Source organism: Microbulbifer sp. CnH-101-G, from assembly GCF_052466775.1.
In genome coordinates, this window is sequence record NZ_CP174292.1 from 1,286,595 (window position 1) to 1,303,409 (window position 16,815).

11 protein-coding genes are annotated in these 16,815 nt (G+C 52.9%); 4 read left to right on the forward strand and 7 right to left on the reverse strand.

Features of this window, described 5'->3' with window-relative positions:
- Positions 1-28 precede the first annotated feature (28 nt).
- Together ACJJID_RS05835 and ACJJID_RS05840 are read left to right on the forward strand one after the other, a co-directional pair.
- A complete protein-coding gene (locus ACJJID_RS05835) occupies positions 29-1,147 on the forward strand; it encodes a glycosyltransferase (protein ID WP_444921878.1) in 1,119 nt (372 codons plus the stop codon).
- A complete protein-coding gene (locus ACJJID_RS05840) occupies positions 1,147-2,241 on the forward strand; it encodes a glycosyltransferase family 4 protein (protein ID WP_444921879.1) in 1,095 nt (364 codons plus the stop codon). The genes ACJJID_RS05835 and ACJJID_RS05840 overlap by 1 nt, the downstream gene beginning before the upstream one ends.
- 241 nt (positions 2,242-2,482) lie before the next feature.
- Here ACJJID_RS05840 and ACJJID_RS05845 read toward each other — a convergent pair whose 3' ends face one another.
- From ACJJID_RS05845 to ACJJID_RS05870, 6 genes are all read right to left on the reverse strand, one after another.
- The gene (locus ACJJID_RS05845) at positions 2,483-4,186 is read right to left on the reverse strand and encodes a BatD family protein (RefSeq protein WP_444921880.1); all 1,704 of its coding nucleotides are present in this window, start codon (positions 4,184-4,186) and stop codon (positions 2,483-2,485) included.
- A gap of 64 nt (positions 4,187-4,250) precedes the next feature.
- Complete coding sequence (locus ACJJID_RS05850) at positions 4,251-6,125, reverse strand: VWA domain-containing protein (protein ID WP_444921881.1); 1,875 nt, start codon at positions 6,123-6,125, stop codon at positions 4,251-4,253.
- Positions 6,122-7,162, reverse strand: coding sequence for a vWA domain-containing protein (locus ACJJID_RS05855; protein WP_444921882.1), 1,041 nt, complete (start codon positions 7,160-7,162; stop codon positions 6,122-6,124). The genes ACJJID_RS05850 and ACJJID_RS05855 overlap by 4 nt, the downstream gene beginning before the upstream one ends.
- The gene (locus tag ACJJID_RS05860; RefSeq protein ID WP_444921883.1) at positions 7,155-7,706 is read right to left on the reverse strand and encodes a DUF4381 domain-containing protein; all 552 of its coding nucleotides are present in this window, start codon (positions 7,704-7,706) and stop codon (positions 7,155-7,157) included. The genes ACJJID_RS05855 and ACJJID_RS05860 overlap by 8 nt, the downstream gene beginning before the upstream one ends.
- Before the next feature lie 100 nt (positions 7,707-7,806).
- A complete protein-coding gene (locus ACJJID_RS05865; protein WP_444921884.1) occupies positions 7,807-8,778 on the reverse strand; it encodes a DUF58 domain-containing protein in 972 nt (323 codons plus the stop codon).
- Positions 8,778-9,749 (reverse strand): AAA family ATPase, encoded by a 972-nt coding sequence (locus ACJJID_RS05870; RefSeq protein ID WP_444921885.1) that lies wholly within the window; start codon positions 9,747-9,749, stop codon positions 8,778-8,780. Before ACJJID_RS05870 ends, ACJJID_RS05865 begins: the two co-directional genes overlap by 1 nt.
- A 315-nt stretch (positions 9,750-10,064) precedes the next feature.
- Between ACJJID_RS05870 and ACJJID_RS05875 the strand changes: the two genes are divergently transcribed.
- Both ACJJID_RS05875 and ACJJID_RS05880 read left to right on the forward strand, forming a co-directional pair.
- On the forward strand, positions 10,065-14,981 hold the full coding sequence (locus tag ACJJID_RS05875; RefSeq protein ID WP_444922612.1) for an NAD-glutamate dehydrogenase: 4,917 nt from the start codon (positions 10,065-10,067) through the stop codon (positions 14,979-14,981).
- Positions 14,982-15,105: 124 nt separating this feature from the next.
- Positions 15,106-16,143: a quinone-dependent dihydroorotate dehydrogenase gene (locus ACJJID_RS05880; protein WP_444921886.1), complete on the forward strand. Its 1,038-nt coding sequence runs from the start codon at positions 15,106-15,108 to the stop codon at positions 16,141-16,143.
- A 132-nt stretch (positions 16,144-16,275) separates the two neighbouring features.
- Here the strand turns inward: ACJJID_RS05880 and rmf are convergent, their stop codons facing one another.
- Positions 16,276-16,527 carry a ribosome modulation factor gene (gene rmf, locus ACJJID_RS05885; protein WP_152453232.1) on the reverse strand — a complete coding sequence of 84 codons (252 nt, stop codon included), beginning with the start codon at positions 16,525-16,527 and terminating at the stop codon, positions 16,276-16,278.
- Positions 16,528-16,815: the final 288 nt, after the last annotated feature.

A 16,815-nucleotide genomic window follows, 5' to 3' on the forward strand; every position in this document is an offset into this window, starting at 1 on the left:
CGTACCCCTTCCGTTAAGTGAGTCTCCTTTGAATTCTGAGCTTGAAGTTCTCCACTGTTATCGAACCTTTTATCCTGAGTCACAAGGAGGGGTTGAGCAGGTAATTTTAGAAATCGCACGAAAAACAGAAAAGTGTGGTGTTCTCACTCTGGCTGATTCCCCCCGCAGTCTGAAGTTGAATGATCATTTGCCCGTAATTGCAAAGAAGCGTTGGTTCTCGATCGCTTCATGTTGCATAGGTCCAGGTTTATTGGGGGCTTTGTATCAAACTAAAGCAAAGCTATTGCATTTTCATTTTCCGTGGCCATTCGGTGACTTGTCATATTTTCTGGCCGGTCGGTCACGCCCATTGATCGTGACTTATCATTCAGATATCGTTAGGCAGAGGTTGTTAGGTGCCCTCTATCGACCTCTCATGCATAGGTTCCTGGCCCGTGCGGATCGCATTATAGCGACTTCACATAACTATCTGGAAAGCAGTCCTGTTCTTGCCGCTTACAGGGATAAAGTGAAGGTGATTCCCCTTGGGGTATCCGAGCATGGGTATCCTGAACCTTCGGATAAGACAATGGAAGGCCTCGAGATGCAATTTGGCCGGGGCTTTATGCTGTTTGTGGGTGTCCTCAGGTATTATAAAGGGCTCGAGTACTTGGTTCGAGCCGCTGCAAATCAACCTTATCGTGTTGTTATAGCTGGCAATGGGCCTGAGGCCAGTCGTTTGAAATCTTTGGCTGCTCAACTGGGGGCAACCAACGTACATTTTGCCGGTTTTGTCAGCGATGAAGAGAAGGTTGCGCTGATGGAATTATGCCGAGCAGTAGTTTTCCCCTCTCATTTACGTTCGGAGGCTTTCGGCGTAACCCTGATTGAGGGATTGATGAATAGTAAACCCCTCATTTCCTGCGAAATTGGCACCGGAACCAGTTTTGTCAACCAAGATGGAGAAACGGGCTATGTTGTGCGCCCAGCCGACCCTATTGCACTTCGAGAGGCAATGGAAAATTTATGGTCCGATTCTGTGAAGGCAGAGGAAATGGGGCGCGCTGGTCGTTGTCGTTACGAGAGGTTATTTACTGCTGACAAAATGGCTGAAGCTCATCATCAACTCTACCGAGAGGTTCTCATGGAGAGGGGGCTGGTAGATTAATGGCCAAAATAGCAGTGGATGCTCGGCCACTTTCGATTCCCACTACAGGTATCGGTCGTTATACCCGTGCAGTTTTGGAGCGAATGCTGAGTAGCGAACATCATTGGTACCTTTACAGCCACCAACCTCTGCTGGTTGATTTTGAGTCGCTTCCTAATGTGACAGTACGATCGGCAAATATTCAAAAGGGAAGTCTCAGTACTTTCTTTGCGCAGACGGCTTTTCCCCTGTGGGCCTGGAAGGATGAAGTAGATCTGTTTTGGTCTCCACGCCATCATCTGCCTCTTTGCATTGGGCGGTCGGTATCGAAGGTGTTAACAATACACGACTTGGTATGGCAGCGTTTCCCTAAGACTATGTCGCGTTTGGGCCTACAGCTTGAGAGGCTGCTGATGCCTCAGGGCGTTAAGTCGGCTGATTCAGTTATTGCTGTTTCAGAAGCAACGGCAAATGAATTGAGGCAGTCATTTCCTACCTGTGCTGAAAAGGTTGTCACTATTTATGAGGCCCCTTTTTTAGAGGTTTCTGAAGTGCCTGGCCCTCCAGGCGAGTATTTTCTTTTTGTGGGTACAGTTGAGCCTCGTAAGAATCTCAAGCGCTTGCTCGAAGCATATTCCTTATATCGAAAAAGAGTTATTGATCCACTCCCTCTGAAAATTTGTGGTGGTAAGGGCTGGGGTATGCCGGAATTGAAGGGAAAAGTCCAGGAATTGAATTTAGAGGGGAGTGTTGAGATTCTTGGCTATATAACTGATGACCAATTGCCTAAGCTCTACCGGGAGGCGAGAGCATTACTGATTCCTTCGCTCTACGAGGGATTTGGTCTGCCAATTGTCGAAGCTTATAGCCAGGGAACACCGGTATTGACAGCAAACCGAGGGGCTATGGCTGAAGTTGCCGGGGATGCGGCAGTTACGGTCAACCCTGATTCGACAGCAGAAATTGCCCATGCACTTGCAGTTTTGACTCAAGACCTTGAAAGAGTTTCAGAATTGCAATTCTACGCACTGAGAAGGGCTGGGGAGTTCTCTTGGGATAAAGCGGCAGCCGAGACTCTTTCAGTGATTGAGTCAGCTTTGAATCGGGCCCGATAACGGCAGTGGGCTGAGGCCGTTAATTGAGATTGTCTTAACGAAACAATTACGAAATTGGCCATATATCCATATAGGAAAGCAGAATAGACTTTTTGGGTCCGCTTTTCTATGGGGAGTATGGCCATGCCAGTTTGTTAGGGTGTATAAATTTGGTAGCTCAGGTCTGACCCAATAGGTAGGATAGTAGCAAAAAATGAGTAACTGCCTCGTCAAATCTGAGCTAGTGCACATCAAGTAAGCATCAGGTAAACAGTTTCGGTAACTCTCCCACCTCCGAAGCTTCTTCTATGCCTCTGTCTCGGCTCATCAACCTATCAATCAGAACTTTTATCTTCACTACATTTAACGACTTTACAGGTTCTTGATAGATGGCGGCACTGAGCAGCGACTGAATTTCTTTCAGCTCCTCAAAGCCAAGCTGGTGTGCAATCTCAGTTAAGTTATTTCCGCTTACATGGGGCCAGCGTTGCTGTAGCCAGTCGAGTAAGGCTTGTTGAATGTGTCTGGGGTCTTCACTATCAATCGCTTTCTTTAATCTCGCCTCTTGGTGCATCTTCTTTGCTGACGTTGCCTCAATTGCAGGTTTCTTTGGACGCTGTTGGCGATACCGGTAGAAGTAGAAAACCCACAGTAGATGGGAGGCAAGGGCGGCGATAGCCAGGTTGCGCCAGAAATGATCCTGTTCCTCCAGGGTTTTAGTGCCGGGTACAAGGGTGGGCAGATTTCCCGGTTCTTGCGTTTGTGGTGCGGCTGCAGCAGTGCCGCTGACCTTAAAGCGGAAAGCGGGAAGTTGGGTGGCGCGCTGTTTTTGGCTTTTTGTATCCCACCAAGTGAGTGTGACCGCGGGTAGCTGATAATTGCCGGGCTGGGTGGCGACGATTGCGGTGGTCTCTATGCGGCTGCCGGTGACGCCATTAGGGCCTACCTGATCTTCCTGTTGTGGTTGGTCGGGGTAGGTTTTAAGGCCTTCGATGTCCAACTTGGGGAGAGGTGGTAGTTGGGCCGCGCGCAGGCCTTCAGCCCGTATGGTAAGAATCCGAGTAATAGGCTCGCCTACGGTAAAGGTATCCGGGTCTTGGCTCCAGCTTTGCACGATTCCCAGGCTTGCGGCAGGCAGCCAGTGGGCACCGCTGTAGCTATCAGGCTTGGGAAGAACCTCGATGGTTTTTGCCTGGGAGCGCAGGCGCAGCCTTTGGCTGTTGCGATTGAACAGCGAGAAGGGGTCTCTTCGCCCGGCAACGGCGACATAAGTCAATGCGGGAATAGAGAGCTGGCCAGAGCTATCGGGAAAGATGGCATAAGTCAGTTCGTATACGGCGTGACTTACGCCATCGAGCTTGCGCTCATAGCGTTGCTCATCAACCTTTTCTACATGGGCACCGGCCACCTGTAATGGCTCGGTGGCGATATCGTGCAGGCCGATAGTTGTGTACAGGCGTACTTTAACTAGTAGCTGCTCTTGTACGTAGACCTTGTCTTTATCTAATTCGATCTCCAGAAAAGCCTTGCGATCAGCGCCATTGGGGGCACTGCCGGCCTCGCTGACTTTTATGGGGATTGCATCTGAAACTTGCCCTTTATAGTGCAATGAAGGAATAAATAACTCTCCTTCCCGCTTTGGTGCCAGCGTGAGCGTCCATTCGACAAAGCTCTCTGCACGACCATTGATGACCCGGTACTGGTTGGACTGTTGACGAGAGAGGATGTCAAAATCCTGCTCCAGTAATTCGAAGTCGGGCTGGCCGCCATTCTCATCACCGGAGTAGCGCACGCGCAAATTCAGGGTTTCATCGATACCAATTTTATTGCGATCCACACTGGCATTGAGATCACTGGCCCAGCCGCTGGCGGGCAGGCAAAAGAGAGCCAGTAAAAATAGCAGGCAGTGAAGTCCTGAAAGATCTAGTGGACGAGATAATTTATGGTCCTTAAAAAAGCTATCCATAAGCCTTCCTGAAGTTTGGTCACATCTAAAAACAGAGATCATGTTTTGCATTGTGGGTATCTATCTACCACCTTTGGGTAGCGCCGTTTTCAGGGGGTTCCCACTCGCCACTGCGATAGGCTCGCCGCCTCTGCAGGCTTTCGTATTTGAATTTTTCCCGCATTAAGCCGGCGGGGTCATCGGGAATTTGGCGAAGCCATTGGTCCAGGGCTTGCTGGGTTTCTGGGTCCAATTGGCGCTCCTCGGCTCCAGCTGGTTGGGACTCCCCTTGCTGTTCTTTTTGCTCTTTTTCGCCCTGTTGGGCTTGCTGATACTGCTGCTCCTGTTCATTTTGCTGTTGCTCAGCATCTGCAGGCTGCTGTTGGGCTGATTGATCCTGCTCCTGGCCGGATTGTTGCTCGGAGGGCTGGGGTTCGCCGGAGGAGGGTTGCTGGTTCTCCTGCTGCTGATCCTGTTGATTTTGCTGTTGGTTGCCGGCCTGCTGCTCCTGTTGCTGATCCTGCTTGTCTTGTTGTTCTTGTTGATCACCGGATTGCTGTTGATTTTGTTGTTGCTGGCGCTCTTGAAGTTCCTTGAGTTTCTCGGCAATTTCTCGGTTGTGTTGTGCATCGGCGAATTGAGGTGCTTGAGCCAGAGCCTGGTCATAGGCCTTAATGGCGCGCTCATAGTCGCCCTGCTGCACTAGGCTGTTACCCAGGTTGTATAGGCCCTGGGCATCATTTGACTGGGCAAAGTCCTGCTGGGCAGCAGCATAATCACCGGCGCGATAATTTGCCGTGCCGCGCCATTCTGGGTTGCGAAAAGTCTCTGCGGCTTCGGCGGACTCCCCTTTATTGAGTAATTCCTGACCCTGCTGATCTTTGCGTTGCCAAAGATCCTTCCACTCTAAAGCCTGGCTTTCACTCGGCAGTCCCAAGGTTAGGGCGAGGGGTAGGGTGCAGGCGAGAGCGCCACGACGAAACAGAAAGGCGGCAAACGGTAAGAGAAGGAGGATCAATAGGGGACCTTCGTCGCGCCATTGGTCAAATTCTCGCTCGGTCAGCTCGGCTTGCTCGGGGGTTTCGCTTTGCGGAAGCAGGTGCTCTATGTCGGCGTCGTTGACGGTAATCTTGGCGTAACGGCCGCCGCTGTCTCTAGCCAGTTTGCGCAGTTCCCGTGGGTCAAAATTGGAAATCACAATTGCGCCATTACTATCTGTGACGAAGCCGCCACTATTGCCACGGGGGATTGGGCTCCCCTCGCCACTGCCGACTGCGAGAATGTTGAGCTCAACTCCAGCCTCGGCCAGGGATTTGGCGACGATATCTGCGGCCGCAGGCTCAATGCCGTCAGTGACTGCGAGCAGTTGCCCGCGCCCAGCAGAGCCATCCTTGAGCAGGCGAATACCGGTCTGTACAGCCATTTCAATGTTGCTGCCGGGTACCGGCATAATCGCAGGCGATAATGCCGGTACCAAGTTGGCGATGGTGGCGGTATCTTCTGTTAGTGGTGTGACCACATGGGCTTCGCCGGCATAGGCGACCAGTGCGGTCAGTCCGTCTTTGCGCTCACGAAGAATATCCAGAATTTTTAACCTGGCGCGGGTGAGACGATTGGGAGAGAGATCTGTCGCCATCATGGAGGGAGACAGGTCCAGTAAAATCACCAAGGCGTCCTGGTTGCTGTAGACCGGAGTGGGCAGCTTTCTCCAAGAGGGCCCCGCCATAGCGATAATCATGGTGGCGAGTAATGCAAAGATTAGCCCGAATAACCAGGGGCGCTTGGCGCCGCCGCGCATTAACAGGTGCGGTAACAAATCTGCATCAATCACCTTTTGCAGTTGGGCATTGTTCAGAACGATTTTGCCGAGGCCCCAGCAAATGAGTGCTGCGGGGATTAATAGCCATAGCCAGTAGGGGCGGAGAAAATGAAACGATTGGAGTAGCTCAGGTGTGCTCACTGTGCCTGGCCTCCGTTGGTAGTAGCTTGTTTATTGCCGTTGCCGGAATATCTGAAATTAGTGGTGAGAGGGGCCACTGCCCAGATGACAGATAGGAGTAGGGCTACTCCAAGTGGCCATACAAATAGGGACTTCAGTGGGCGGTAGCTTTCTGCTTCCTGTTCCACAGGTTCCAGCTCATCCAATTCCGAATAGATTTCTGCCAGTTCCTGGGGATTATGGGCGCGGAAATAGCGGCCGCCAGTTATATCGGCAATTGCCTGCAGGGTTTTGCTGTCGAGATCCCTGGAGGGGTTAATTCTTCGGCTGCCATAGCGGCTGCCCAATAAACCCGGTTGAACCATCTCTTCAGCACCCACACCGATGGTGTAGACGGTGATGCCTGCTTGCTGTGCCAGCTCGGCGGCCTTTAGTGGGGACACTTCGCCGGCAGTATTGGCGCCGTCGGTAAGCAGAATTAGCACGCGCTGTTCGGCTGGACGCTGGGTCAGGCGCTTAACAGATAGGCCGATAGCATCCCCTATGGCGGTACCCTGGCCGGCGAATCCGATTTGGGCTTCGCGCAATAGGGTCCCTACAGTTTCCCGGTCGTAGGTCAGTGGCGCCTGAAGATAGGCCCGGGTGCCGAAGAGTACCAGGCCCAGGCGATCGCCCTGGCGCCGCTCTACAAAGTCCCCTACCACCTGTTTGACTGCATTAATACGCATCGCTGGGCGCCCGCCCAGAAGCATGTCGGGAGTCTCCATGCTGCCGGATATATCTACCGCAACCAATAGATCCCTTGCGCTACTGGCTTGGGAAATTGGTTCTCCATACCAGCGAGGCCTCGCGGCGGCACAGATCAGCAGTAACCAAATCAGGGCGAGCAACATTAAATTGAGGTAGTTGCTTTGCTCTCCACCGCCGCGCTGAGAGAGTTCAGAGTAGAAGGGTACTTTCAAGGCGCTGCTTAAAGGCTTTGAGCGGGGCAGTAGCCACCGCGCGAGCAGTGGCAAAGGAACCAGTAGGAAAACCCATGGCCAGGCAAACTCAAACACCGGCATGCTCCTTACTCACTTGTGGCTCGGAGTCTTGCGCCGTTAATTGGTGCTGCAGGACCCACTGAATAGCATATTGGCGAAAAGCCTCACTGTTCTCGGGCTTGGAAGAGCCGCGATAAAGTTGTTCGAGCAAGGCCTCCCGTGCCTCGTCAGGACATTTCAGGGAGGCGCTGTTCTCTAAAAAGCCCAACCATGCGCTACCGATGAGATTGCCACAGTGCGCTCTGCTAAAAGTGGTTACAGCAACGCGTTTCAGAATTTCGTTGATCTCCCCAGTCGCTTCAGGCCGGCTTACATCCACCGCATTTAATAAAGCAACGGCCTCAATTTTGTAGCGGTTGCGCTCGGCCTGCTTGCGCCGATGTCTGATCCACAGGGTAATTCCAAGCAAAGAGAGAAGTATCAATAAAGCGAGTAGCCACCAGCCAGGCGCGGGTGGCCACCAGCTTACAGGAGCCGGTTCCTGAATGTCGTGTAGTTGGGCCAGTAAATCTTGGGCCTCGGGTGAGGGGGGTTGCAGTTGCTGCTGTTTTCTCAGCATGGTTGCCCCTCCACTGAAGTTATTGGGTTGGTGGCGCCAATCGCTCCAGTTAAATAAAACCTACCAGGTGAAAACTCAGTGTGTTCCCTATCGCTCACGGTTACTGCCTTTTATTTTTATGCCAACCGTTTTGCTGGCGTGAACCGTAAAAAGACATTAATTCCCCGACAAGGGGCTTTGTATTGTCAAAATCCAACAGCGGAAGTCGATGTCGCCGGCATAATTGTTCAACATCGGCGCGGGCCTGGGCCTGCTTTTCTGCAAAATGCTCACGCAGGGGGCGGTTGCCTGCGTTTAAAAATGTGCGTTGTCGGCCATCCGAAATTGTCAGGGACTGATCGGGCAAATGCTGTTCCAGTGGATCGGTTATTCGCAGTACCTGTAAATCCGCGTGCCTCGACAGCAAATACAAAGACTGGGAGCATTGCTGATTCAGGTCATGGCAATCACTAATAAGAAAAAGTGCACTGCCGGGGCGGGCGATACGGCGGGCCTCCTCCAGCAGAGTCTGCATGGATTGACTGCCATTCTCAGCGATAGGGCTCTGTAATTTGGATGCCCTGTCCACTGCGCTGTGAATCATCGCTAATACGGCGTGATGGCTGCGCTTAGGGCGCACAGTGTCTATGTCGTTATCGGAAAAGAGCAGGGCACCGATGCGGTCGCTGTGTTGCAGCCCAGCCCAGCCCAGTGCGGCGGCGATGCCGCTCGCTGCGACAGACTTGAAAGCGCGGTGGCTGCCGAAAAACATCGGTGAGCGCAAATCGAGCAGAATAACAATGGGCCTCTCCCGCTCCTCCTGATACAACTTGGTATGGGTTGTACCAGTGCGCGCAGTTACACGCCAGTCGATTGAGCGCACGTCATCGCCGGCTTGGTAATCCCGTACTTCTTCGAAATTCATCCCGCGCCCACGGTAGCGAGTAAGGAGGTTACCAGCCTGGTCGCTGCGCACCAGGCGAGGTTTAAAGAGCTGTAACTGGCGCGCAACATAGCGCATTTGCACCAGTGAGTTGACTTCCGGATAGGCGCCGCGCAGGTCCAGTTCTGATGGCGGTGTTGCGGTGTGCATCAGATAGCCGGCACCTGTTGAAGCAGGCGTTGAATAACCTGGTCTGTAGTAATGCCAGCGGCTTCGGCTTCAAAACTGAGTAGCAGGCGATGGCGTAAAATATCCGGGGCCACATCCATGACATCATCTGGGGTCACAAAATCGCGGCCTGCTAGCCAAGCGCGTGCGCGGGCACAGCGGTCGAGTGCAATTGTTGCCCTTGGACTTGCACCAAAATCTAGCCATGATGCCAGCTCGCTGTCATACTTCGCCGGCTCGCGCGTAGCAATGACAAGTTGGACAGTATAGGTTTCCACGGCCTCGACCATCTGCATTCCCAGAATCTGGTTACGGGCCTGAAAAATGGTTTCCTGGCTGATAATTTCGGTAGGGCGATTTTCGCCAAGGGTGGCCTCGGATCTGGCCAGGCGCAGGATTTTTGCTTCCGCCTCGGCATCGGGATAGGCAAGATTCACCTGCATGAGGAACCTATCCAACTGAGCCTCAGGCAGAGGATAAGTCCCCTCTTGCTCAATGGGGTTTTGAGTGGCCATCACTAAAAATAATTGCGGCAGCGGATAGGTTTTTCGACCCACACTAATTTGCCGCTCGGCCATAGCCTCCAACAGTGCCGATTGCACTTTGGCGGGCGCGCGGTTTATCTCATCCGCCAGGATCAGGTTGTGAAAGACTGGTCCCGGTTGAAAATGGAACTCTCCGGTTTCCGGCCGGTAAATGTCGGTACCGGTAATATCGGCCGGCAGCAGGTCTGGCGTGAATTGAACTCGATGGAAGTCACCCTCAATAGCTTCGCCCAGTGTTTTGATCGCCTTGGTTTTGGCCAGGCCTGGAGCCCCCTCAACGAGCAGGTGTCCATCGGCAAGCAGAGCGATCAGAATACGATTAACCAGCGTCTCCTGGCCGATGATTTGCTCTTCCAGCCAGTCGCCCAATGCGATGATGTGATCTCTGATATTCCGGTTTGCTTCCATAGCGTCTCTTCTTCTGTAAATGTGCCCGCCCAATTAGTCCGGGTGGCTATCTACCATCTTTTATATATAGTCGCCGCCAAAGCGATGGGGCCTGTTGATTTTAGCGGCACCAGTAGAAGAGGCAACCACCGAACACCCGCCCACTTTTTAGGCGACATTCTTAAGGTGGCGTTGGTGCCACTCACAAGGTTAATTGAAAGTTTAATTTTTTGGACTCGCCCCTGCAGCACTTCAGGGATGAGATGACGATCTTTTCGGATCTACAGTCATAGGATTCGATGTGGCAAAAATGAGATTGGGAGGTTCCCCGTGAATATGGCGACGGTGATTACCGACAGCCGTGAAGAGTTAGTGGCACAGATTTGTGAACTGATTCGCGATAAGTTGTCATCTGATGCAGAGCCGGTGGTGGCTTTTGCGCAGCAGTTTCTGCACCAGTATCCACTGGAAGACCTGCAGGGCCGACGTCTGGTAGATATCTACGGTTGTATCTACACCTGGTGGAACTTTATTCAGCAACGTTCTGATGGCCTGCCCAAGGTGCGCATCTTCAATCCGCGCCTGGAAGACGATGGCTGGGAATGCTCGCATACGGTAATAGGGCTACTGGTACGGGATATGCCCTTCCTGGTGGACTCGGTGCGTATGGAGGTCAACCAGAAAAATACGGTTATCCATTCCATTAAGAGTACCGTGTTGCAACTCGAGCGCAGTGCTGGTGGGAAATTAAAACGCCTGCTGCCACCCAGGGATGAAATTCCTAACCTGACTTTTGAACATATTACGGCTAAAGATCACAAGCCTGCCAAGGGGGCGAAGTTAGTCAGTGAGGCCCTCATTTATATTGAGGTCAACCATGACACTTCGGCGAAGTTTGCCTCAGAGCTCACTGCGGCCCTGAAAGATGTTCTCGGCGATGTGGAGTTGGTGGTTGATGATTACGCGCCCATGCTCGAGACTTGTGGCGGTATGGAAGGGCAGCTGAAAGCCGGAGTATCTGAGGACGATACCAATCTCCTTGAGGCCTGCGCGTTTTTACAGTGGATGCGGGACGGCAACTTTACCTTTCTCGGCTACCGGGAGTATGAGTTCAGTCAGGTAGGCGACAAGAAAATTCTCAGTGAGGTGGAAGATCGCCGCTTGGGTATTTTCAAGAAGCTGGAAGAAGCAGCAGCGCCTATGCCCGAAACGGCTTTTAGTGAAGGCAAGCAGCGCTTTTACCAGGGGCCCAACTATCTGACTTTTGCCAAGTCCTCGGTGAAATCCCGCGTACATCGCAGCGCCTACTCAGATTATGTCATGATCAAGCGCTATAACGCCGAGGGCGAGGTGATTGGTGAGTCCGCTTTTATGGGGCTCTATACCTCACCAGTTTACACAGAGAGTCCAGCCAAGATCCCTATTATTCGACGCAAGATGGCCTCAATTATTGAGTACAGTGGTCTCTCTGGTTATGGGCACGATGGTAAGGCGCTGCGCCGTATTCTGGATACCTTTCCCCGCGATGAACTGTTTCAGAGCAGCACCCGGGAGCTCTTTGATGTTGTGATGGGGGTACTCAGCCTGAATGAGCGCGCCCATGTTCGCCTGTTTATGCGCAGAGACCTTTTTGGAAAATTTGTTACAGCCACTGTGTATGTTCCAAGGGACCAGTTCAGCAGTAGCGTACGCGAATTGATTTGTGCTCATATCTCGAAGGCGATCAAGGCCAAAGAGTCTGATTTCACCACCTATTTTTCTGAATCCATCCTCGCGCGCGTGCACTTTGTTTTCCGCATCTCGCCCGATGAGCCTGTCGATATAGACGTAGCGCTGCTGGAGGCGCAGATTGTGGATATTACCCGCTCCTGGGAAGATGTTTTTCAAAGATCCTTAGTTGAAAGTAGCGGAGAGGAAGAGGGTAACCGACTTTTCCGAATTTTTGGCCGCGCCTTCCCTGCAGGTTATCGGGAGGATTTTGAGCCGCGCATCGCCGTGCAGGATGTGGCCGCGATCCAGGATCTCAACGAAAACAACCGGGTGGCGATGAGCTTTTACCAGCCGTCTGGAGCCGCTCAGGGCAGTTTGCGCTTCAAGGTATTTAACTGGGGCAGTGGTCTGACCCTCTCTGATGTTATTCCCGTATTGGAAAACCTCGGTCTGCGGGTAATCGGAGAATTCCCTTATACCATTCGCCCTTCCGGCAGCACCGATGTCTGGATGCATGAATTCCACCTGGAATTTGGTCTGCCAACGAAAATCGATGCGCAGGCATCCCGTGGCCTTTTCCAGGATGCGTTTGCTGCAATCTGGAGCCATACCGCTGAGAGCGATGCCTTTAACCGCCTGGTATTGGCTGCGCGCTTGAACTGGCGCGAAGTCTCTATGCTGCGCGCCTATGCGCGCTATCTCAAGCAGACAAAGTCCAGTGCAAGCCAGAGCTATATTGCCGCAACCTTGGCTAGCCAAGTGGAAATCACGCGCAATTTAGTGGCTCTGTTCCGCGCATTGTTTGATCCACGTTTGAGTAGTGGTAAGCAAGAGCAAACCCGCGTGGAACGGTTGATTGCCAAAATTCACGATGGTCTCGATGCCGTTGAGAACCTCAACGAAGATCTGGTATTGCGCCGTTATCTTGAGTTGATCCTCGCCACCTTGAGAACCAACTTTTTCCAAACCGGAGCCGATGGTCAGCCCAAGGACTATATCTCCATCAAGTTCAGCCCTCGGGATATTCCCGGTATTCCCGAGCCGCGTCCGGAATTTGAAATTTTTGTCTACTCCCCAAGGGTGGAAGGTGTACACCTGCGTGGTAGCAAGGTAGCCCGCGGTGGCCTGCGCTGGTCGGATCGCCGGGAGGACTTCCGCACAGAGGTCTTGGGTTTGGTAAAAGCCCAGGCGGTAAAAAATGCGGTGATTGTCCCCAGTGGTGCCAAGGGCGGTTTTGTTGTACGCCGCCCCCCTGCAGATGGCAGCCGCGAGGCCATGCTGGAAGAGGGTATCGCCTGCTACAAAACCTTTATCCGCGGCTTGCTGGATGTCACGGACAACCTGAAGAACGGTGAGATTGTCGCGCCCGAGCAGGTAGTGCGTCGGGATGAGGACGATCCCTACCTGGTGGTTGCTGCGGACAAGGGAACGGCGACGTTTTCCGATATCGCCAATGGTATTGCCGCGGATTACGGCTTTTGGCTGGGGGATGCCTTTGCCTCAGGTGGTAGTCAGGGTTACGACCACAAGAAAATGGGTATTACCGCTCGTGGAGCCTGGGTTTCTGTACAGAGGCACTTCCGTGAGATGGGAGTGGATGTTCAGAAAGAGGACTTCTCTGTAATTGGTATCGGCGATATGGGCGGAGATGTGTTTGGTAACGGTATGCTGTTGTCTGAACATATCCAGCTGAAAGCTGCATTCAACCATATGCATATTTTTATCGATCCGAGTCCCGATGCGGCAAGCAGTTTCGAAGAACGCAAGCGTTTGTTTGGGCTGCCTCGTTCCAGCTGGAGGGATTACGATCACACCTTAATATCAAAGGGTGGCGGTGTCTTCGAACGCAGAGTGAAAGCGATCAGTATCACTGCGGAGATGAAGAAAGCCTTCGATATCAAGGAAGACCGACTGACGCCCAATGAGTTGATCAGTGCCCTGTTGCGTGCGCCGGTGGATTTGATTTGGAATGGTGGTATCGGTACTTATGTTAAGGCCGGGACGGAAACCGACAGTGAAGTGGGCGACAAATCCAACGACCACCTGCGCGTTAACGGCGCGGAGTTGCGCGCTAAAGTTTTTGGTGAGGGTGGCAACCTGGGTATGACCCAGCGTGGGCGAATTGAGTATGCCCTTAACGGTGGCCGTTGTAACACAGACTTTATCGATAACGCAGCGGGTGTGGACTGTTCCGACCATGAGGTGAATATCAAGATTCTCCTCGATAAAGTGGTGGCGAATGGCGATCTCACCGAGAAGCAGCGTAACCAGCTGCTGCACGGTATGACCGATTCGGTGAGCGAGCTGGTGCTGCATAATAACTACGACCAGACCCGTGCATTGAGCGTGGCGGAGTACCAAGTCTCCAAGCGTCTCGATGAGTACCGCCGCACAATTAATACCCTGGAAGAAGATGGCCGATTAAAGAGGGCCCTTGAGTTTATTCCCGATAATGAGCAGATTTCTGATCGGGTACACAAGGGGCAGACCCTGACCCGGCCGGAACTTTCCGTTTTGATTTCCTACGTGAAAGTGAAGCTGAAAGAGGAGCTACAGGAGGCGGAGATTACCGATAACCCTCGTGTGCGCGAAGCGGCCGAATCCGCCTTCCCGGCAGCATTAGTGGAGCGCTACAAGGAGCAGGTGTACGAGCATCCTCTGTTGCGCCAGATCGTTTCCACTCAGGTGGCCAACGAAATGGTCAACAGTATGGGGATTACTTTTTACAACCGCATCAGCACGGCTACCGGAGCGGATGTTAACGATGTCGCTGCAGCCTATATCAGTGCCCGCGATGTGTACAAGATGGTGGAGTTCCAGCAACAACTGGCCGAGCTGGATTACAAAGTGCCCGCAGAGCTGCAGACCGAACTGCTCAACTCTATGATCGGCCGGGTTCGCCGCGCAGCCCGCTGGTTCCTGCGCAATCGCCGCAGTGATTTGGAGCCAGCTCAGAATTGTGCCCTGTTCCAATCGCAGGTGCAGAGAGTGATCAAGGCTCTGCCCAAAGTCCTCAGTGGCGATCCATTGGGGGAGTGGGAGCAGCGCTACCAGAAACTGCTAGAGGCTGGTTTGCCGGAAGAGATCGCCCTGCTGTCTGCGTCGCCGACCTATCTCTACTCGGCTCTGGGTATTTCTGAATCAGCCTATGCCAGTGACCGGCCGGTGGAGGAAGTGGCTAAAGTCTACTTCAGCCTCTCCGATGAGCTGAATTTGCACTGGTTTGGCAACCTAATTGTGGATCTGCCAGTGGATAGTTTCTGGCAGGCCCAGGCTCGCGAGACCAGTATGGATGACCTGGACAGTCAGCTCGCTACCCTGGCCGTCCATATCCTGCGTCTCGCCAGTGCTGAGAATTTGGATGTAGATAGTGCAATGTCTCGCTGGGGCGCTATTATGGCGCCAGCTATTCAGCGTTGGCACAATATGATTGCCGAGCTGAAGGCTGCTGCCGTCGGTGATTTTGCGATGTTTACAGTAGCGTTGCGCGAGTTGATGTACCTCGCCCACGCAACGGCCGATCGCGAAACCTTGGCGGAATAGGCCGGTGTAAGCCCGTGAAATCACTGGAGGTTCTCCAACTTTCAGAGATCACGGGCGGTAATGAAACTCTACTCCCGTTCGTTTGCTCCGGGCGAACGGGTCCAGTCCCCACGTAAGGAAAGGTATGTATTCAACTCTGCGTAAAGCTCTGTTTGCGCTCGATCCCGAGCGGGCCCACCACCTCTCTCTGGATGCAATAGGTGCCGCTGAGCGCCTCGGTTTGATGTCTTTTTTCAAGCAATCAGTGGCGCATGACCCGGTAGAGCTGATGGGGCTGACCCTACCGAATCCGGTTGGTCTGGCCGCGGGGCTGGATAAGAATGCCCAGGCATTTAATGGCCTGGGTGCACTTGGCTTTGGATTTGTCGAGGTGGGTACTGTGACTCCTCGCCCGCAGCCAGGTAACCCACTTCCTCGACTGTTTCGTGTAGAGGAAGCGGGTGCCATTATCAACCGTATGGGGTTCAATAACCTTGGGGTTGATTACTTGATCGATAGAGTGAAACACCGCCGTTACAAGGGTGTTTTGGGTATCAATGTCGGCAAGAATTTCGATACCCCGGTGGAAAAGGCGGCTGATGATTACCGTCTCTGCATGGAAAAAGTGTATCCCTACGCCGATTACATCACCGCGAATGTTTCATCGCCGAATACCAAGGGGCTGCGGGACCTGCAATTTGGTGAGAGTCTCAACAGGCTGCTGGGTAGCATCAAGGACAAGCAAGCGGAGCTGGCTCAAAAGAGTGATCGCTATGTGCCAGTTGCGGTGAAAATTGCTCCTGATATGGAAGGGGATGCCATAGCGCAGATTGCGGAGGCGCTGTGCGAATACAGCATCGATGGGGTTATCGCCACGAACACCACGATCGATAAATCATCTGTGGCCAATCTACCCCACGGCAGTGAAGAGGGTGGGCTCAGTGGAAAGCCCTTACAACAACGCTCTACGGAGGTGATTGCGCAGTTGTCAAAAGCTTTGGATAATCAGCTCCCGATTATCGGCGTGGGCGGTATCTTCGATGGCGACAGTGCCGCAGAAAAAATTCGTGCTGGGGCAACGGCTGTTCAGATCTATACCGGTTTTATCTACCGCGGGCCCCAATTAGTGCGTGAGGCAGTGGAAGCCATTGCGATGGAGCGACGCCGTTCAACTGGTGAGTAAGCTGGATATTGACCATCCCGCCTAATGGCTGTGAAGTGTGCTCGCCGATCAGGATGGTTTGCCAATGGCTTGGCGCTTATTGTTTCTGATGAGCTGACGAAAGGTGCAGGCTTGCCTGCACCTTCCCGCTGACTAAATGGTGCTCCAGCCGTCTGGGTATTGGATATCGGTAGAAACGGCGCCATAAATTTCCAATTTTTGCGCCTTGGTAGTCCTGTCAAAGCCATTCCAGTAGTCTTCCCGCCCTTCACGCCAGCCGTTAACCCATTCCTGGTGTGGGTCATTTTCGACAAAGGGACAGCTATCAATAGACTTATTGTTCAGGGCTGCCAAATATCCTTTATAGAAAGCCCTGTCGGCGTGATTGCGTTTTTGGCGTTTCATCTATACGGCACCTCTGCTTGTAGATTTACGGACTGCGGCGCGGCCCGTTGGATGCTTATTGCGGTTTTGTTGCATCGACAATTAAAGCTTAGCGAATCTTTTCCGCGGGCAGTTGAGCGCCGCCATTCGCTTCCCACACTGCAAGAATATGGTGGAGGGGCCACAATCGGAAAAAGCTGGATGTGGCGCCTTGGGTATTTGCAAAATGCCAGTGAGAAGTGGGGGTGACCCGGTAGACACCATAACGATCCCCATGTGCCATAGGCTCAGCCGTTACAAAGTGGGATA

Coding starts and splice junctions, on each gene's coding strand:
- ACJJID_RS05840 (WP_444921879.1), top strand. CDS start 1,147: ATGGCCAAAATAGCAGTGGATGCTCGGCCACTTTCGATTCCCACTACA.
- ACJJID_RS05865 (WP_444921884.1), bottom strand. CDS start 8,778: ATGCACACCGCAACACCGCCATCAGAACTGGACCTGCGCGGCGCCTAT.
- ACJJID_RS05860 (WP_444921883.1), bottom strand. CDS start 7,706: ATGCTGAGAAAACAGCAGCAACTGCAACCCCCCTCACCCGAGGCCCAA.
- ACJJID_RS05845 (WP_444921880.1), bottom strand. CDS start 4,186: ATGGATAGCTTTTTTAAGGACCATAAATTATCTCGTCCACTAGATCTT.
- ACJJID_RS05880 (WP_444921886.1), top strand. CDS start 15,106: ATGTATTCAACTCTGCGTAAAGCTCTGTTTGCGCTCGATCCCGAGCGG.
- ACJJID_RS05875 (WP_444922612.1), top strand. CDS start 10,065: ATGGCGACGGTGATTACCGACAGCCGTGAAGAGTTAGTGGCACAGATT.
- ACJJID_RS05870 (WP_444921885.1), bottom strand. CDS start 9,749: ATGGAAGCAAACCGGAATATCAGAGATCACATCATCGCATTGGGCGAC.
- rmf (WP_152453232.1), bottom strand. CDS start 16,527: ATGAAACGCCAAAAACGCAATCACGCCGACAGGGCTTTCTATAAAGGA.